The sequence below is a fragment of the Pseudoleptotrichia sp. genome (genome assembly GCF_057270515.1).
The window spans coordinates 73,517-92,728 of record NZ_DBHIXS010000008.1 but is presented as its reverse complement, the minus strand read 5'-3'; the positions used below and the strand labels follow the sequence as shown (position 1 = coordinate 92,728).

Below are 19,212 nucleotides of genomic sequence, written 5' to 3'. Positions count from 1 at the left end.
ATAATAAATTTACAAAATATATGTTTTATCTTTTTTATCCGTTGCACCTTTTACTAATAGTGGCAATTTATGTTTCTTTATGAGACAATCCTAAATAAAAAAAATTACAGGAGGAAAAGTTATGAAAGCAAAATTTATGAAAAAAATATTTCTTTTAAGTATTTTAGCACTGGGACTTGGAATTTCAGGACAAGCTCATGCTGACTACAGCGATATGTTTAAAAATGAAATAATGCAGGAACTTTTAAATACAACTTCATCTTCACAAGGTAAATCTTACGGAAAATCATCACTTACTTTCACACAGGACGGAAGTACCGATGGACTGGAAACATTGGTTGCAACTTATCCAAAAAGCCAGCAAAAGGAAATAAGGGCATCATTAAAACAGCTGTATGATTCTTTTCCACAGGTAGCCCATTCTGTAGGAATACCGACAAATGATCTGTCTTCAGCAGTAGCGGCTGTAATAGCAGGAGCATACATGGCATATAACAATATAAGTCTTAATGATGACTATGTGAAACCTATGGCAGATCAGTTCAAGGCTCATCTTGAAAACAGCGGATTTTTTGACGGAATGAGCAACAGGGAGAAAAAAAGTATGTACGACCAGATGGTTATGGTTGGAATGACTTTAGCTGTGGGACAGTCCTTAAATCAGAGCAATCCTAATTCACAGACTACCGCTCAATTAAGGGATGCAGGAAAACAAATACTTGAAGCTATTTTAAAAGTGAATGCTGATAGAGTCCGTATAACAGCCCAAGGAATATCTTATTAATACGGAGGGGACTGAAATGAATTCAATTATTGTATTAGTGTATCTTTCAGTTGCTGTTATATTAATCGTTTTTGGTGTGAAACAAATAAAAAACAGAAAAAAACTTCGTAAAATTAATCAAAAACAGGAAGATGAGGTTAAAGAGAAAATAAAACTTGGAATTTTATCAGCTGATACAGTTTACCGTGAAAGAACAGAAACAGGAAGAGTATTTTATGAAGTGCCGAAAGATTTGAAAAAAGCAGCTATTCTAAATCTTATTTGCTTTGCCATAATGCTAATATTAATATTTCTGGGAATAAAACTTGGAATATTGCTTTTAATAGTCTGTGCTGTAATAAGTATGATATATGGATATAAATATTATTATTCAAAAGAAAAAACAGAAAATACACTTGAAATAATAAATGAAGATTTTTATTTAAATGGAAAATTATTGGATATTAAGGGCTATAACTGGGGAACTGAATTGTTTCCTATATTTGGAACTCAAATAATATACTCTAAATCCCATATTTATCTTCTTGACGGAAAAAAAGAAATCTGTTTTGTACCTGAAAGACAGTTAAAAAGATCTCAAATAGATATAATAATAGAAGATGGCAGAATTTCTAAAATTATAGATGATATTATTGATGTAATCCAGAAAAAACAGATTCCAAAAGTAAAATTCAAACTTTTTAAAATGAAAAAAATGCAGAGCATACTTCTTTTTTTACTTTTTATATCAATTGTGATACTTGTTTCTTTGTATAAAAGCAAAGCATATATGTATTTATTTTAGCAAAATAATGGTAGCATATATGGTGTATAACAATATTATCTTTGTAAAAACAGGTACTGAAAACAATTTTAAAAGTGGATGCTGACAGAATTCATATAACATTGCAAGGAATATCTTATTAATTCAGGGAGTTTAAAATGCTATATAGTTTAGTTTTTGCATTAATATATTTTGCAGTTTTGAGTATAATAATTATTTTTGATATGAAAAATAGAAAAATCAAAAAAAATTTACGTAAGATTATTCAAAGGCATGAAGATGAAGCTAAAGAGAAAATAAAACTTGGAATTTTAGCAGCTGATACAGTTTACCGTGAAAGAACAGAAACAGGAAGAGTATTTTATGAAGTGCCTGAAAATCTGAAAAAAGCAGTTCTTCTAAATATTATCTGCTTTACCATAATAGAAATATTAATGTTTTCCGGGATAAAAATTGGAATACTGCTTTTACTTAGCTGTGCTGTAATAAGTATAACATACGGGAACAAATATTATTATCCAAAAGAAAAAACAAAAGATACGCTTGAGATAATAAATGAAGATTTTTATTTAAATGGAAAATTACTGGATATTAAAGGCTATAACTGGGGTACTGAGTTATTTCCTCTATTTGGCACTCGAATAATCAGATCTAAATCTCACATCTATCTTCTTGATGGAAAAAAAGAAATCTGTTTTGTGCCTGAGAAAAACTTAAAAGGAGGCTCTTCGCAAATAGATATAATAATAGAAAATAGCAGAATCTCAGAAATTGTGGACAACATGATAGACATAATTCAGAAAAAGCAGATTCCAAAAGTAAAATTTAGGCTTTTTAAAATGAAGATAATGCAGAGTATGCTTCTTTTTATATCTTTTATGCCAATTATGACATTCGTTTTACTATATGGAAGTAAAGCACATATACATTTATTTTAATAGGATAAGAAATAGCTGATGAAATTTTGAACAGTTAAATACAAACAGAGGTGAAAAAATAAAAATTTCAAAAGATAAAATTTCAGGAAAGTACAAAATAGATACTTATACACTGGACGGAAAAATTGAATATAATATTTTTATAGTGTAATCAGGAAAATTTCTTATAAAAAAGTCAGGAGGGATTATGAAAAAGTTTATGTCATTTATTTTACTGGCAATTATGTTTATGACAAGCTGCGGGATAACTGAGAGTTCTGAAAATGATGATAAAAAGGCGGTAACATCGGCTTTTAACGATTATATCAACGCGGCACGAAATGAAGATACAAAAAAGGTTAATGAATATCATTTAATATGGTTTAATATCTGGCGTACTTCACAGGAAAGTTATAAATATCTTACTTATAAAATAAACGAGATTGAAATAGAAAGGCAGAAAAAGAAAAATGGAAAAGAAGTAAAAGTTGCCTATGTGAATGTGTCATTGAAATATCCTGATTTAAACTATACGATGTCTAAATTTTATAAAAATAAAGACTTTAATTCGTTAGTTAAAGGAAAAAGTAAGCTGACACAAATGGAAATAATAGAAAAAGAAGTATCTTCCTTTTTAAAAAGTGAATTAAAGAAAAATGATATAAAATATATCGAAAAGGAAATGACTGTAAAATTTGAGTACTTCTATCCGCTTAAAAAATGGAAAATTCCTTATGATGAGAATATAGAGTTTATAAATATTCTTTCACTTGACAGCTATAAAATAAAAGGAATGGATAAAACCATAGGACAAATTGTAAGAACGCCGGAAAATGATGATGATAGAAAACTTTTAATCAGTGAAAAAGAGGAAAAAATAAGAAATAAGACAGCGAAAATTGATGATTATAAACTACTTCTGATACTTTATTCACCGGTAAAAAATCCTGATAACATTAACTTTAAAAGAATATCACAAAAATTAATAGAAAATTTCCCTGATTATCCGGAAGGATACCGTATTATGACAGATTTCCTTTATCATAATTATCCTGATAACTATTCAGAAATATTAAATTATGCACAAAAAGGAATTGAAGCATATAAAAATGTCGATACAAAAAAATATCCCGAATTTGTTTATGAAAATAGCAGAAATCATCCATTAAACGAACTGTATACAATTATGATAGATGTTTATTTGAAAAAAGGTGAAAAGGAAAAAGCACTGGATGTGTTCAATAAAAACAAAAAAATTATAAAATATTGGATGCCTCCTGCGAATTACGCACAGCTCATAAAAAAACTGGGAGTAAAATGGTAGAATTTATAAATTTTCACAAATAACTAAAAATTACAGTAATGGGAGTTGATTTATTATGAAAAAAATTATTTTTACATTTTTAATATTAGCAAGTGCCTACAGTTTTGCAGCACAAAAGACGTTAAGAACTGTTGAAAAATGTCGTGTAACTTCAAGAGGTATGACAAAAGATGGCAAAAGATTCGCAAACTGTGTGAGCCTTCAGTCAGGAAAAACATTTAATTTTACAGGACTTGTTGACCAGACTTATTACAAATTTTCCAAAGGAACAGTATTTAAAGTGTATTTTTATGGAAATGGAAATAGAAATTTAACTTTGGAAACTTTTGACTATATTGGTAATTAATTTACTAAAAATAATATTTTTTAAATATTTTAAATAAAAAAATTTAAAATGTCATATGGAAAGGAGTGAGGTCGGTACCAAACAGAAAAAAATTATATTTTTTCTTTGAGAGAGCCTCAAAATAAAATGAAAGATTTTACAGGTCAAAGTATTATGGCTAATTATTTTAGAGGGATAGAAAGTGTAGGCGGTAAAGTATATTTTTATGAGGATAGACTTATTTTTAAATCACATGCACTAAATATTCAGAGAGGTGAAACAGAAATAAAATATAGCGATATAGTCGAAGTGAAAAAAAGAAATACGTTATTTATAGTACCAAATGGTATGGGAATTACAACAAAAGACGGATTTAATCATAAATTTGTGCTTAATGGAAGAAGTAATGTTATAGAATTTCTTAACAGTAAAATAGGATAGAGAATTATAAATGTTATTAAAACTGTCAAACTGTTCTGATGTAAATGGAAAACTTTGTCTTGAACCTGTCCGTTACTGAAGAAAATTTTTCAAATTCTCTTGACTTATAATCAAAATCGCTATATACTGTTATTAAAATAACCGAAGATTAAAATACCGGGGAGCATATTGCTGAGAGTAGCCGTAAAAAGGCTTAACCCGCCAAACCTGATTCGGATAATACCGACGGAGGGAGTATCTTTAATAATTAAAATTACAGTAGATAGAAACATCAAATCAGAATAACTGAAAACCGGAAAATATATAATAGAAAAAATAAATAGTACAGATTTAAAAATTATCGGATTTAAGTTATTTGAATATCAGTATTTCTAATTAAAAATAGCTAATCTTAAAAATAGTTAATTAAAAGTAACTGAAAAAAAACTGACTGTAAAAATAAATATTAAAATACCTCCTTTGTCAAAAAAGGAGGATTTTTTTATGTCAAAGGAAATAGACGCAAGTGTCGCAATACAGGTTTTACCAAATGTTCAGGGGAATGAGGAGATTGTAAGGATTGTAGATGAAGTGATTGCCTATATTAAAAGTAAAAATCTGAATATTCATGTAGGGCCTTTTGAAACGACGATTGAGGGAAAATATGAAGAACTTATGGACATTGTGAAAGAATGCCAGATGATAGCTGTAAAAGCCGGAGCGTCGGGAGTTATGTCCTATGTAAAAATAAATTATAAACCGAAAGGAGATGTACTTACTATTGAGCAGAAAATCTCAAAACATTCTAACTGAAATACTGGATAAGACCGCTCCTTTTATCATAGTATTTCTTGTTCTTTTACTATGGGAAATATTATCAGTGATCGGAGTTGTACCGAAATTTATGTTGCCGTCGCCTTTTGAAGTAGTGAAAGCTTTTATAGATGATTTTCCTTTATTAATGCACCATACAGGGATAACGCTGATAGAAGCCTTTTTAGGGCTTGGACTGGGAATAATATTAGGATTTTTAATGGCTATTATAATGGACAGATTTGATTTTGCATACAGGTCAATTTATCCCGTACTTGTAATAACTCAGACAATACCGACGGTAGCGATAGCACCGCTTCTGGTATTATGGCTTGGTTACGGAATAATGCCCAAGATAACCCTGATTGTTATTACATCATTTTTTCCTATCACGATAGGATTGCTTGACGGATTTAAGTCGGCAGACAGGGACGCCTTGAATTTATTGAAAACAATGGGAGCGACACCTCTGCAAAATTTTATACATATAAAATTTCCGAGTTCCATAGGATATTTTTTTGCAGGACTTAGAATATCCGTTTCTTACTCAATTATAGGAGCAGTCGTGGCAGAATGGCTGGGAGGATTTGACGGTCTCGGGGTCTATATGACAAGGGTCAGAAAGTCATATTCTTTTGATAAAATGTTCGCAGTAATATTTTTTATATCGGCAATAAGCCTGTTTTTAATGTATCTTGTAAAGAAAATACAGAAAGCGGCAATGCCGTGGGAAAACAATAAAGTAAAATAATATAAGAAGGAGTGAAATAAATGAAAAAAATCGTAAAAATTATGTTGTTATGTGTTATGGGAATTTTGGTTATGTCCTGTGGAAAAAGTAACGGCAAGGATAACGGAGCGGATAGTAAAAATGCAGGAGAAAAAAACAATGAAAATTCCTCAAAAAAAATAAGTATAGTGCTGGACTGGACACCGAATACTAATCATACGGGGCTGTTTGTTGCAAAAGAATTGGGATATTTCAAGGAAGAGGGTCTGGAAAACGTGGAAATAGTACAACCGCCTGAAGGAAGTACAACGGCACTCATCGGTGCGGGAGGAGCCCAGTTCGGAATAAGTTTTCAGGATACGCTGGCAAAATCCTTTTCAAATGATAATCCCGTTCCTGTAACTGCCGTTGCTGCGATTATACAGCACAATACATCAGGGATAATATCATTGAAAGATAAGGAGATAGACAGCCCGAAAAAGCTTGAAAATCGTAAATATGCCACATGGGACGATGAAATAGAAAAAGCGATATTAAAGAAAATCATAACTGATGACGGAGGAAACTTTAATAAAGTTAAGATGATACCGAATACGGTAACTGATGTAGTTACTGCTCTCAAGACCGACATTGACGCAGTGTGGGTATATTATGCGTGGGACGGTATAGCTACGGAGCTTGCGGGATTACAGACTAATTTTCTGAATTTTGCCGATTATGGAAAAGAGCTGGATTATTACAGTCCCGTTATTATAGCTAATAATGAGTATTTGAAAAAAAATCCCGAAGAAGCAAAAAAAGTTCTAAGGGCAATAAGAAAAGGATATGAATATGCTATTACAAATCCCGAAGAAGCAGCGAAAATATTAGTGAAAAATGCTCCCGAACTGAAACTCGAGCTTGCCGTAGCAAGTCAGAAATGGCTGTCTGCAAGATATAAAGCCGATTCGGCAGAATGGGGAATAATAGACCAAAATCGTTGGGATTTATTTTATGAATGGCTGTTTAAAAATGGGCTTATTAAAAAGGAAATTCCTAAAGGATACGGTTTTTCCAATGATTATTTGAAATAGAATTTTAGAATTATGCAAAATAAATAAAAGATAGATTTTTAATAGTTATTAGAAATAATATTAGAAATAAAATTTATGACAGTATCGAAATTAAGGAAAGTAATAATTTTCTAAAAATATTTGAGATTATTAATGGAAAAATAAGAGAAAGCATATAAAGAAGATATTAAAAGCATAAAAGAAAGTATCAAAAGAAAATATTAATAATACAATGGAAGATTTAGTAAAAACTATAAATATAGATTTTAAAAAAATGAAAGGCAGTATTTGCAGAATGAAAATAAAAATTATGGATAAAGAAGAAAAACGGAAAATAAAACTTGAGACAAAAAATATTTCAGTAAAATTTGAAGATAAAAAGATTATAGAAGATATTTCCGTCAGATTGTATGAAAATGAGCTTGTATGCATTCTGGGTCTAAGCGGAGTCGGAAAAACTACGCTTTTTAATGTGATTGCGGGACTGATTTTCCCTGATAAAGGAATAGTGGAAATGAACGGTATGGATATTACAGGAAAATCAGGAAATATAAGTTATATGCTTCAGAAAGATTTGCTGCTGCCTTTTAAAACTGTCATTGACAATGTTGCCCTTCCGCTTGTAATAAAAGGGGAAAAAAAGAAAACGGCAAGGGAAGAGGCTGAAAAATATTTCAGGCAGTTCGGTCTGGAAGGGACTGAAAGAAAGTATCCGAGCCAACTGTCAGGAGGAATGAGGCAAAGAGCGGCTCTTTTGAGAACATATCTTTTTTCGGGTGAAACTGCACTGCTGGACGAGCCTTTCAGTGCTTTGGATGCTATTACAAAGCACAAAATGCACCTCTGGTATCTCGACATAATGAAACAGATAAAAATGTCGACATTGTTTATAACTCACGACATTGACGAGGCTGTTATTCTTTCCGACAGGATTTATATACTTGCAGGCAGTCCCGGAAAAATAACGGCTGAAATAGACATTGATATGGATAGATTTGGAGATAATGAGGAACTGGAGCTGTCAGAAAAATTTTTGAAATATAAAAGAGAAATATTGAAGTATTTAAAATAAAATATGATATAATATTTATCGGAAAACAGTTTATAAGGAGAAATCTGATGAATATAAAATATTTTGGACTGGGGTCGGATTTAAAAGAAATAGTATTTGAAGAATTTAGGAAAAACGAAGAGATTTTGTATGTATTTGAAAATTCATCTTCGTTTTTTGAAATAAAAAGGGAGTTTCTGAAATCAGGAGAAAATCTCTTTCATAATTTCAAATTACTAAATTTATATGATTTTTATGAAAAGCTTTTCAGAACAGATAAAATAGTATTGAAAGAAGAAAAGCAGGTAATTCTGTTTTACAATTCGCTTACCGATAAAATAAAAAAGGAACTGAAAATAAACGGATATTATGATGTGATAGATATAGCATATAATTTTTACGGGCTTTTTTCGGAATTACAGGAATATAAAATAGATTATAATAAAATCAGGCTGGAAAAATGGCAGGAGAAAACTTTTGAAATTCTGCTGGAAATAAATGATAAAATTATGAAAAAATCGGATGAAAAAGGGCTTACACTTCCTTATATGCTAAGAAAACCTGAAAATATATCGAAAGATTTTATAAAAAAATATAAAAAAATATGTTTTATAAATAAAGTAAGGTTTACTCCCCTTGAAAAGGAGATTTTTGAAGTTATTGAAAAAAATGGTGTAAAAGTTGAAAATATACTTCAAATAGACAAAAATGATTTTGACGAAGAAAAAATGAAAATAAAGGATACTTTCGGTTTGCCCGATAAGGAAATTTTCAGGAAAAAATATAATGTAAACATAGAAATACACGAATTTGAAAATAAATTTGCCCAGTTATTGGGAGTAATAAAAAGACTTCATATAGAGCTGGAAGAGAAAAAAAATGAGGAAAATTTTAAAAAAAATAAAGTTGAAAGCAAAGAAAAAACAGTTACTAATTTGGATATAATTTCAGATAAAACTGAATTTAGGCTCAAACAGCAGGAATATAATAATAAATCAGATAAAAATTTTAAAAAAATTGAACAGCAAAAACTCATAGAAACAGAAAGTAAAGAAAACGCAGGTTTGGATAAGGCTTTCCATGAAATATACAATGTTCGGAAAGAAATACAGGAAGCAGCAAATAAAGTAAAAGAATTATCAGGATATAAAATATATGATACGCAGGAAGAAACTGTAAATAATGAGAAAGATTATCAGTTGCTGAATCAGAACAGAATTACGTATAATCTTGAAATTACAATGCAAAAAACGAAAATTTATAAAATATTGAACTTGATTTACAATATTCTCGAAAATATGAAAATTGTTTATAGAAAAAGTTATGATAGCAAAAATGAAGTAGAAACTGTCTTTAATTATGAAAATAATGATATTAAAAACGAAGCAGAAACTGTTTTTGATGATAAAGATAATGATAGTAAAATAGAGAATTTAAAAGATTTTGAAAATAAAATATTTGAAAATAAAATAACGGATATTTATCTGAAAAATAATAATAAAATATATCTTTTTAGAATGAAAGAACTTTATAATGCTTTTAAGTCTAAAAATTTTTTGAAAATATTTGATTTGGGAAAATCATACAGATTATTTCAGCAGCTTGTTTCCGATGACTATAAATATATTTCCCGTGAGAAACTTTATGAACTTTCTGAAAATAGTGAGAAATATTCGGAAAAAAAAGCAGGAATAAATTTAATGATTGAATTTATTTCTAAAATGGAAGAAATATATTCTTACAAAACTTTAGATGAATATAGAAAATTTTTGGAAAATATATTCAATCAGAGCAATGAGAAAGATATTAATATAAGGGACAAGTATTTTGAAGCATTGTCCGAAATGACAGTTTTGGAAGATTTTAGCTTTGATAATCTGTGGCAGGATTTTTTTGGAGAAAATATATCTCCGAATTTATTGAAACTGTTTTTAAAATATCTGGATAAAAAAGCGATAAGTCTTGATTTGGAAAAGATAGATGAACAGGAAGATGAAAAAAAGTATACGATAAACTCTTTTTCTTCAATGTCTGAAACACGGAAAGAAAATATAATGTTTCTCAATTTACAGGATACTTTTCCTAAAATAAAAGTGAACAATTATCTGTTTTCCAAAATACAGAGGGCTAAAATGGGACTTCCCGTAAGTGATGATGAAAAACAGATAGAAATTTTCAGATTTTATCAAAATATTCTATCTGCAAAAAATGTTTATCTGTCTTATGTGAAAAATATTGATGAAAAAATTGATTCCGCGGGAGTTGTAGAAGAAATAAAATTAAAATATGACATAAATTCTGTCATAAATGAAATATCCGAACAGGAAGAACTGAATTTTGTAAAAAAATATTTTTCTGAATATCCTGAATTAGCAGAATTAAGGAAAAATATGGAAATTCCTAAACTTAAGGAACTAAATGAGATTAATATGTATTCTGAATATGATAAATTCGTTGAATTAGGTGAGTTTTCAGAAAATTCAGAACCTGATAAAAAAACTGCTGAGAAAGTCAATGAAAAGACTGACAAAAAAGTCGATAAAGTCGATGAAAAAGATACGAAAACTGTAAAAAGAAAAATTGGAAAATTTATAAAATCAAAACTGAAAAAAGACAGGGAAAAATTGAAAGAAGAAATATTAAGTCTCGGTTTTTATGATTTTGAAAAAATCAAAGATTTTGAATACGGTTTTTATATTGAAAAAATGATAGGAGAAACCGAAGCTGAAAATATAGAAGATAAGATAGACGCTCTTATGTTCGGGAATATAATCCATATATTATACGAGAAAATTGTCATGGAAAATAAAGAAGCATTGGAAAAAGGTGAGTTTACAATAAGTGATGAAAAAATAGGAGAGACCTTTAACGGAATACTGAATTCTTTTGAGTACAAAATACCCAAAGAATATATGGTATTTTATAGAAAAATATCTTTTGTGGAAATTGTGAAATCTGCAAAAAAATTTTTAAAAGAACTGTCGGAGTATCTGCTTTCCGAAAGAAACGTAAAAATTCATTCCGAAGAAAAAATAAAAAATAAATCTGAAAAAGAAATATATGAAAATGTCCGTATAAGCGGAATAGTGGATTTGCATATAGAAACAGATACGGAAGAAATACTTGTAGATTATAAATCAGGAAAAAGCAATGATAGAAATGAGGCAAGGGCATTTAATCAGCTGGATTATTATTCGGCAATACTGGAGGAGAATAGAAATAAAATTCTCAGAAAGTGGGTAATAAATACGTGGGAAGGCAAAAAAAGCACCGATGAGGAGAGAAAAGAAAAGGATATACTCACAAAAGAAAATATAAAACAGATTATAAAAGAATATTACGAAACGGAATTTTATAATTTAGGAAACGAAAAAGACGCATATTTTGCGAGAAAATACGAAGATATAGCAAGAAAGGAGGATGAACTGAACGATGACTAAGATGATTAATAAGAAAATACTGAAAGCAGGAGCAGGAACAGGAAAGACATATAGACTGTCCCTTGAATATATTGCTAACCTCATAAAAGGAGTAAACTATAAAAATATCGTTGTAATGACTTTTACAAAAAAGGCGACGGCTGAAATAAAGGACAGAATTTATGATTTTCTTTATCAAATAGCTTTTGAAAAATATAAATTTGAAGAACTGGAAAAAAGTTTAAAGGAAATATACGGATTTAAAAGCGACGAGATTGATAAAGACAGGCTGCAAAGCATATATTTTGAAATGATAAAAAATAAAGATGAAATCCGTATATATACGATAGACGGATTTACAAACAGAATATTTAAAAATACTATAGCTCCTTTTTTCGGTATTTACGGTTATGAAACACTGGAAGAGGAAGACGACAGCTTTTATGAGGATATTTTGGTAAGAATACTGAATAATAACGGTTATTTTGAAAAATTCAGCTTTGTATTTGAAGAAAAGAAAGAAAGAAAAAATATAAATACATATATTGATTTTATAAAAAATATAATTTATATGAGAAAAAATTTTATTTTAGCAGAAAATTATAATGAGAATTATAAAATAGAACGGATAAAAGAATTTAATATCGGTATAGAAAGTATGAGATTTTCTGATAATTCTAATAATAAAAATATAAAAAATAATAATGTAAAGTTTATTGAAAATATTGAAGATATATTTAGTCTGATAGAAAAAGTTTCGGAAATAAAAAATGGAAATGCGGGAGATTATATCAATTCAGAATTTCAAAATATATATAAAGAATTTAAAAATATAGACGAGAAAATTTCTAAAGACAGAATTGAAAATAAGGAAGAAAAATTAAAATTAATAGATGAAAATTGGGAAATATTCTTTCTCTCAAAAAATATTTGGAACGGAAATAAAGTCAGAGGAAAAGAAGTAGCTGAGATAGTCGGAGAATTGAAAGAATTACAGGATTTATTCATTCGGAAACTTTCCGATTATATTTTTTCATTTCATGTACTGTCTTTACATAATAAAATTTTTGATACTGCAAATATGATTTACGATATAGCTGAACATATAAAGCTTTCTTCCAAACGATTTACCTATGATGATATTACGGCTTATACGTATAAGTTTATATTTAATAAAGAACTCGGATTTGTAAAAAATGACAGGGTAACCGACGATTTTCTGGAATTAATCGGGGGAAATGCTGATACCGTTATGATTGACGAATTTCAGGATACGAGTGTTTTACAATGGAAAATATTGAAACTGCTGTTGAACAGTGCTAAAAATATAGTGTGTGTAGGAGATGAAAAGCAGAGTATTTATAGTTGGCGTGGAGGAGAAAAGGAGCTGTTTGAGAAACTTGAGGAGCTTATCGGAGGAAATTCGGAAAATCTTGATAAGTCGTACAGAAGCTATAAAGAAATAATTGAAAACGTAAACAGCATATTTGAAAATTACAATGGTGAATGGTCCTACAATCCTGTAAAATACAGGGATGATGCTGAATATCAGAAAGGATATTTCAGCTATCATTTACAGAAAAGAAAAACTAAATATAATAATGGCGAAGAGAAACCCGAGGCAGCTTATGAAAAAATGATACGTATGATTAAAGACGGTAAAATACAAAATTTAGGAAATACATGTATAATATGCAGGAAAAATAAGCAGCTGAATGAAATTGCCCAAAGACTTAATGAAGAAAATATCCCTTATACTCTGAATAGCAGCTCTTTGCTTTTGGAGCATAGCGTGATAAAGCCTCTTTATAAGCTTATAAAATATTTTGTTTTTAATAATTATGCCTATTTGCTGGAATTTATGAGGTCTGATTTGATAGGATGTCTGAATGACCATGTAAAATATATGTTGGAAAACAAATCGGAAACAGAAAAATATATAAAAAATGGAGACGATGAAAAGTTTTCGGATTTTGTAAACAGGCAGGAAGAAAAAATCAGAAACGGTCTTTCGGAATATAAAAATATAGATAAAATGGAAAGAAATGGACTTGTATTTTCCGAAATACTGTTTAAAATAAAAAAATTGAAAAATCTTTCAGGGGATTTGAACAGTAAGTATCAAAAAGAAAATTTTTCAAAAAAACTTATGGAAGAATTTTATGTTTTGGAATTTTATTCTACAAATAGCGATATAAAAAATATTTTTAAATTTTTCAATATTCTAAAAGAACACAATGATTTATTTGAGTTTGTAACTTATGTCGAAGATGAAAAGGAAAAACTGAAACAGCTTAGCAGCGGTGATGAAGAAGCCATAAATCTTATGACAATACATAAATCCAAAGGACTGGAATTTGACACTGTGATTTATTATGAAAATGATACGGGAATAACACGGGAAAACAGAGATTTGATTATATATTTTGATTATGATGAAAAATTTGAAAAAGTGAATAACTTTTTGATAACTTTCCCTAAATATAATAAAATTTTTATTGACGGTGATTATTTTAGAATAAATGAAAAAAACAGAAAAAAAGAGGAAATGGAAAATATCAACAATGACTATGTAGCTTTGACAAGAGCCAAAAAAAATTTGTTGCTGTTTATGGAAGCGTATACAATAAAAGATAAAGGCAAAGACAGCTTTAAGGACAGTTTTATAAAAAGACTGATTGAAATTTATAATGATGAGGAATATTATTCAATAGGAGAGATAACTGAAAGCCGAAAAGAAAGAGGAAAAACACCGATCGGAGAATATAAAGAAATTGACAGCATTATGTCATATTTTGATGATGATATACTAAAGAAACCTGTTAATAATTATAAGACAGATTTGGAAGGGGAATTTAGAAGAAAAAAAGGACTTGCGATGCATTATTATTTTGAGCATATGACTAATGATTATGAAAATGACAGAAAAAATGCGAAATCGGCTTTTTTAAGCAGATATGGGAATATGCTCGGAAAGAAACTGATAGAAGAGCTTCTTGAAAGAATGGAAAAATTTATTTTAGAAAATAAAGAGATTTATGACAGGAAATATAAAGTTTATACTGAATTTGAAATATATGACAGTGAAAATAATAAAAGAATTATCGACAGAATAAATATTGATGAAGAAAACGGAAAAATATTCATATATGACTATAAGACAGGATTTGAGCCTACAGAAAATGAAAAATATATACAGCAGCTGGAAGAATATAAAAAAATATTGGCTGAAAAAATATCAGGAAAATATGAGATTTTTACAAAAATTCTGGAAGTGTAGAAATAATAAATAATAATGAGTATAGAAATATTAATAAGTATTGGAATATTAATGTTAAAATAAATTTTTAAAATAAAAAAAGAAAAATAAAATTGGAAATATCTTTATCCATATTGGAGAAATTTTTTTAAATTGTTTTACTTAAATAATACAAGAAATTGTATTATAAAATTATAAAATTTCAAATGGATTTAAAAAGATATTTCCGTTTTCATTGTGTTTTAATATATAGATATAACTTTCAATTATAATATTTTAAATTTAGGCTATTACACTAAATCAAGTCAGAATCTGAATCAGAATAAACATATTTCCTGAATTACTTCAGAAACCTTGTCCAAAAATGTTTGATATCTATCTATCATACTAAGCATATTTTCTGAAATAACTTTTCTAATGTTTTTATTGTCGATTTGCTTCTACCTATTATATTAAGCATATTTCCAAAAATACTGCTGTAAATATAATTTTTAGCTATGATATTATCGGTTATGATATTATATTGTGAAAGATTACAGTTTTTCAGATAATTTTTGAAAATTTTATCATAGTTTTGCATTTAGAAACCTGAACTTAATATTTAACAGAATTAGGACTGATAAAATTTTGCATTTTCAAGATTAAGGAGAAACTCTTTTATTTGAAGTCCTCCGCCATATCCTACAAGTTTTTTATTCATTCCTATAACTCTATGACACGGAATAAAAATGGAAATCTTATTTCTATTATTTGCCATTCCTACAGCTCTTACAGCTTTTTCGTTATTAATGGCAATGGCAATATCTTTATAAGAACGGGTTTCTCCATAGGGAATTTTTATTAACTCATTCCATACTGATACTTGAAAATCCGTTCCGTCTTTTAATAAAGGCAAATCAAAATTTTTTCTTTTTCCGTTCAGATATTCAAATAACTGAGTTGCCGCTTTTTTAATTAAAGGAGTTTCTTTTATAGTGTAATCTTTATTCTTTTTTACATTTTCAGTTTCAAATTCAAAAAACAAATTTGTTATCCTGTCGTCATCCGCTCCAATTCCTAATGTACCTAATTCCTTAATTTTAGTGTCATAAAAATACACGTATCTCATATAATCACCTTTTCAGTATAATTTTTCTATATTATAATATAATTATGAAACAGATACAAGCTAAATTCCTGTTTTCTATTTTCGAAAAATTGATTTTTAATAAAAAATAATTAAATAATAATAAAGCCTTTTTTGCTAAAGGTACACAAAAATTAAAAAAATAAAAAAATTATTTTTTAATTTAGATTGTATATTTAAAAAAAAGATAGTATAATGAAATTAAAGTTGAATATTAAGATAAAAAAAAGAACAAAAAAATAGAAAACATATGAAATGTTTAAAACAGCTTAACAAATAAAAAATATAAAATAAATAAATCAAGCTTAGGTATTGTATTCAGGAGGAAAAATTATGAAAAGAAAAAAAATGGTATTAATTGCTCTATTAGCTGTAGTTGTAATGAGCTGCGGCGGAGGCGGAGGAGGTGGCGGAGGCGGAACATCATCACCGACACCGAGTATACCGTCAAATCCGAATAATCCGGGAGCAGGAGGTAATGGGAATAATTCAGGAGGAAATAATTCAGGTAATAACGGAAATCCAAATAACCCAAATAACCCAAATAACCCGAATAACCCAAATAACCCGAATAATTCCGCTAATTCATTTAGAGAGGGCGTAGTAAAAGTGGATAGACAGAGACTGAGAGTTCCTGTAAATCCTGATGAACTAAGTCCCAAAGTTTCAAGCTGGAGAACATATTACTATCTTGAATTTAATGAGGATAACAAGATAGGAATAAAAGTAACTCCTCTGGATCGTGGATATATACATAGAAATGGGGAACCTATTAAACATGATATAACCATGACCGGGAAGAGGTCTATTGCGGTATATGCAAAAGAAAATGATGTTACAGGTGGAGGAGGAAAAACCGTTACTATAGGCGAAGAATCTGTAGGAATATATTTACAGGCAGTAAAACCGACTGCAATAATAAGAGGTAATGGCTGGTCTTCAACAAACTATAGTCTTATAACTAATCAGGAATTTAGATATGCAGGAAAAGTAAGTATCAATGGAAATAATTCAATAGGTACATATTACGGAGTTGAAAGATACGACCATTCGGACATACCGGCAGATCCTAATATTTCCACTTACGGAGATTATAAAAATGAAGGAACAATAGAGAGTAAACCTGGAACTGTAAATGTAATAGGAGCTTATTTCAAAATAGATAACGGTCATATGAAAACTTTCAGAAATGCAGGAACAATAAATATGGAGGGTGATAAATCTATCGGAATGTATGGTACGGGAGAAGGGGAATATTCAATATATAATTATGAATATGTAGGCGGAAGTAAAATATCGGTTGGAGCTTCATCGGATAAAAGAAATCCGAACATAGGAATGTACACAGATTCGGAAAAAGTTTCCCTGCACAATGGTAATAGCAGTCATTTGCAAGAAAAAGGAACAATTGAAGTGGGGGCAAATTCGGTAGGAATGTATAAAGTACGTGGAACAGGAGACGGAACTCCCCAAGTAGTAAATCACAGCCGTGGAACAATACTTCTAAAAGGAGATAATGCTATAGGTATGATTTTAGGAGAAAATGTCTATGGAGTAAATGAAGGTAGTATTATCGCCGATACTCGTGATTTATTTGAAGAATATTATCCAAAAAGGGTAATAGGAGTTGTTTTAGGAAAAAATGCGATATTTGAAAACAGAGGCACAATAGACATAAGTTATTCGTATGGAGGTATAGGAATATTAAACGGTGGAGGAACTGTAAGAAATTACGGAACTATTAATATATATCCGGGTAATAGTCAACCTTCAAAAGAAGAAATAGTAAGAGAAAAGATAGTAGACCCGATAACGGCACAAATGCTTATGAACAGAATAAAAGTACCGATGAGTCTGGAAAGTCCTAAGCTGTATGTAGATACATTGGGAAAAACAAACCCTATAAACGGTATAGCTTCTTCAAGAGTTGAAAAAGTAAATCTCGTAATGGGAGCCGAAGCTGCTTCGGAAACTAACAGCACAGAAATAAAAGTAGATAAAAAAATACTTTCCAAATATAATGCGTCCTTTAAAGGAGGAAATATAAAGGAAATAGATGTAAAATCGGATGCCCTGACTTGGGAGGCCGAAGCGGAAACATCAGGAAATGAAGTAAAAAATGTAACTCTTAAAAAGAAATCGTATACAGAGTTTGCAGAAGATGAAGAAACTAAAAAACTTGCGGCAGGACTGGATGAAAGATATGTTTCAAATTCAGCTGATTCAAAAGAGAAACAGTTATTTAATTACATAAACACATTGGGAAACAATCAGAGGGAACTGTTATCCAAGACATACAAGGAAGTATCAGGAAACCAGTACATAAATGTACAGCAGAGAATAAAAGAGACAGGGACAATGCTTGACAGGGAAATAAACGATATACAGAAAGAAGTAACGGAAGGAAGTAAAGTAAAAACATTTGCGACTAAAGGGAAATACAGTTCAAAGATAGACGAAGTACCTGATCATGAAGCAACAGGATACGGAGCGGTATATGCATACAACAGCAAAGAGAAGAAATTGGGCTGGTATGCAGCGGCAGGAGTGAATAACTTCAAGCTGAAAGATAGCGGAAGAACGGACGAAGAAGTATCAATGCTGAAATTAGGAGTACATAAGACATTTGAATTAGGATTAGGAATGGACTGGAAAGTAACGGGAGAAGGATTTATATCGAGAAGTGAAATGGAAAGAAAATATGTGGTAGGAGGAGAGCAATATACAGGACAGGCAGGCTATAACGCATATGGAGGAGCAATAAAGAACGAGATAGGAAAGGATATAAATCTGACAGAAACATTTACATTGAGACCATATGTAGGACTGAAAGCTGAATACGGAAAATTCAACAATATAAAAGAAAAGAACGGAGTATTGAGACTGGAAGTAAAAGGTAACGACTATTACTCGATAAGACCTGAAGCCGGATTGGAAATGGGTTATATACAGCCGATAACAGACAGAGCGAGAATAAGGGCGATATTGGGAATAGGATATGATTATGAGGTAGGAAAAGTAGAGAACATAGAAAACAGAATAAGATTTGTAGGAACGGGAACAGACTGGTATAAGTTAAAAGGGGAAAAAGAAGGAGAAAGAGGGAACTTTAAAGGAAATGTAAGCTTAGGATTTGAGAAAGGACATTACAGTTTGACATTGACAGGAGGATACGAAACAAGAGGAAAAAATGCAAGAGTAGGTTTAGGATTTGGAGCTTCGTTCTAAG

14 protein-coding genes and 1 riboswitch are annotated in these 19,212 nt (G+C 29.8%); of the genes, 13 read left to right on the top strand and 1 reads right to left on the bottom strand.

The genetic code is table 11. From position 1 onward, the window contains the following. Positions 1-121 precede the first annotated feature (121 nt). The 12 genes from ACO5J6_RS07330 to ACO5J6_RS07275 all read left to right on the top strand — a co-directional run bounded on the left by ACO5J6_RS07330 (position 122) and on the right by ACO5J6_RS07275 (position 14,878). On the top strand, positions 122-784 hold the full coding sequence (locus ACO5J6_RS07330) for a DUF6683 family protein (RefSeq protein ID WP_147004916.1): 663 nt from the start codon (positions 122-124) through the stop codon (positions 782-784). Between the two features lie 16 nt (positions 785-800). After that, positions 801-1,568 carry a hypothetical protein gene (locus tag ACO5J6_RS07325; protein ID WP_485643079.1) on the top strand — a complete coding sequence of 256 codons (768 nt, stop codon included), beginning with the start codon at positions 801-803 and terminating at the stop codon, positions 1,566-1,568. 137 nt (positions 1,569-1,705) lie between these two features. Next, positions 1,706-2,485 (top strand): hypothetical protein, encoded by a 780-nt coding sequence (locus ACO5J6_RS07320; RefSeq protein ID WP_485643078.1) that lies wholly within the window; start codon positions 1,706-1,708, stop codon positions 2,483-2,485. A gap of 187 nt (positions 2,486-2,672) precedes the next feature. Next, entirely contained in the window at positions 2,673-3,788 is a 1,116-nt protein-coding gene (locus ACO5J6_RS07315) for a hypothetical protein (RefSeq protein WP_485643077.1), read from the top strand. Between the two features lie 55 nt (positions 3,789-3,843). Further along, positions 3,844-4,134, top strand: a complete 291-nt coding sequence (locus ACO5J6_RS07310) for a ubiquinol-cytochrome C reductase (RefSeq protein WP_485643076.1) — start codon at positions 3,844-3,846, stop codon at positions 4,132-4,134. A gap of 126 nt (positions 4,135-4,260) precedes the next feature. Beyond that, the gene (locus ACO5J6_RS07305) at positions 4,261-4,554 is read left to right on the top strand and encodes a GRAM domain-containing protein (protein ID WP_485643074.1); all 294 of its coding nucleotides are present in this window, start codon (positions 4,261-4,263) and stop codon (positions 4,552-4,554) included. A gap of 147 nt (positions 4,555-4,701) precedes the next feature. After that, positions 4,702-4,805, top strand: a riboswitch (TPP riboswitch). Positions 4,806-5,037: 232 nt separating this feature from the next. Next, entirely contained in the window at positions 5,038-5,346 is a 309-nt protein-coding gene (locus ACO5J6_RS07300; RefSeq protein WP_485643072.1) for a thiamine-binding protein, read from the top strand. Beyond that, complete coding sequence (locus ACO5J6_RS07295; RefSeq protein WP_485643070.1) at positions 5,315-6,097, top strand: ABC transporter permease; 783 nt, start codon at positions 5,315-5,317, stop codon at positions 6,095-6,097. Before ACO5J6_RS07300 ends, ACO5J6_RS07295 begins: the two co-directional genes overlap by 32 nt. A 20-nt stretch (positions 6,098-6,117) precedes the next feature. Beyond that, on the top strand, positions 6,118-7,149 hold the full coding sequence (locus ACO5J6_RS07290) for an ABC transporter substrate-binding protein (RefSeq protein WP_485643068.1): 1,032 nt from the start codon (positions 6,118-6,120) through the stop codon (positions 7,147-7,149). Positions 7,150-7,438: 289 nt separating this feature from the next. Beyond that, positions 7,439-8,200: an ABC transporter ATP-binding protein gene (locus ACO5J6_RS07285; RefSeq protein WP_485643084.1), complete on the top strand. Its 762-nt coding sequence runs from the start codon at positions 7,439-7,441 to the stop codon at positions 8,198-8,200. 47 nt (positions 8,201-8,247) lie between these two features. Further along, positions 8,248-11,619, top strand: a complete 3,372-nt coding sequence (locus ACO5J6_RS07280; protein ID WP_485643067.1) for a PD-(D/E)XK nuclease family protein — start codon at positions 8,248-8,250, stop codon at positions 11,617-11,619. Beyond that, positions 11,612-14,878 carry a UvrD-helicase domain-containing protein gene (locus tag ACO5J6_RS07275; protein WP_485643065.1) on the top strand — a complete coding sequence of 1,089 codons (3,267 nt, stop codon included), beginning with the start codon at positions 11,612-11,614 and terminating at the stop codon, positions 14,876-14,878. Before ACO5J6_RS07280 ends, ACO5J6_RS07275 begins: the two co-directional genes overlap by 8 nt. Before the next feature lie 589 nt (positions 14,879-15,467). Here the strand turns inward: ACO5J6_RS07275 and ACO5J6_RS07270 are convergent. Beyond that, positions 15,468-15,965 carry a methylated-DNA--[protein]-cysteine S-methyltransferase gene (locus ACO5J6_RS07270; protein ID WP_485643064.1) on the bottom strand — a complete coding sequence of 166 codons (498 nt, stop codon included), beginning with the start codon at positions 15,963-15,965 and terminating at the stop codon, positions 15,468-15,470. 351 nt (positions 15,966-16,316) lie between these two features. Between ACO5J6_RS07270 and ACO5J6_RS07265 the strand changes: the two genes are divergently transcribed. Next, positions 16,317-19,211, top strand: a complete 2,895-nt coding sequence (locus tag ACO5J6_RS07265) for an autotransporter family protein (RefSeq protein ID WP_485643063.1) — start codon at positions 16,317-16,319, stop codon at positions 19,209-19,211. The last annotated feature ends 1 nt before the right edge of the window (position 19,212 follow it).

Excerpts from the sequence above, each read along its gene's own strand:
- ACO5J6_RS07330 (WP_147004916.1), top strand. The coding sequence starts at position 122 with ATGAAAGCAAAATTTATGAAAAAAATATTTCTTTTAAGTATTTTAGCA.
- ACO5J6_RS07325 (WP_485643079.1), top strand. The coding sequence starts at position 801 with ATGAATTCAATTATTGTATTAGTGTATCTTTCAGTTGCTGTTATATTA.
- ACO5J6_RS07320 (WP_485643078.1), top strand. The coding sequence starts at position 1,706 with ATGCTATATAGTTTAGTTTTTGCATTAATATATTTTGCAGTTTTGAGT.
- ACO5J6_RS07315 (WP_485643077.1), top strand. The coding sequence starts at position 2,673 with ATGAAAAAGTTTATGTCATTTATTTTACTGGCAATTATGTTTATGACA.
- ACO5J6_RS07310 (WP_485643076.1), top strand. The coding sequence starts at position 3,844 with ATGAAAAAAATTATTTTTACATTTTTAATATTAGCAAGTGCCTACAGT.
- ACO5J6_RS07305 (WP_485643074.1), top strand. The coding sequence starts at position 4,261 with ATGAAAGATTTTACAGGTCAAAGTATTATGGCTAATTATTTTAGAGGG.
- ACO5J6_RS07300 (WP_485643072.1), top strand. The coding sequence starts at position 5,038 with ATGTCAAAGGAAATAGACGCAAGTGTCGCAATACAGGTTTTACCAAAT.
- ACO5J6_RS07290 (WP_485643068.1), top strand. The coding sequence starts at position 6,118 with ATGAAAAAAATCGTAAAAATTATGTTGTTATGTGTTATGGGAATTTTG.
- ACO5J6_RS07285 (WP_485643084.1), top strand. The coding sequence starts at position 7,439 with ATGGATAAAGAAGAAAAACGGAAAATAAAACTTGAGACAAAAAATATT.
- ACO5J6_RS07280 (WP_485643067.1), top strand. The coding sequence starts at position 8,248 with ATGAATATAAAATATTTTGGACTGGGGTCGGATTTAAAAGAAATAGTA.
- ACO5J6_RS07275 (WP_485643065.1), top strand. The coding sequence starts at position 11,612 with ATGACTAAGATGATTAATAAGAAAATACTGAAAGCAGGAGCAGGAACA.
- ACO5J6_RS07270 (WP_485643064.1), bottom strand. The coding sequence starts at position 15,965 with ATGAGATACGTGTATTTTTATGACACTAAAATTAAGGAATTAGGTACA.
- ACO5J6_RS07265 (WP_485643063.1), top strand. The coding sequence starts at position 16,317 with ATGAAAAGAAAAAAAATGGTATTAATTGCTCTATTAGCTGTAGTTGTA.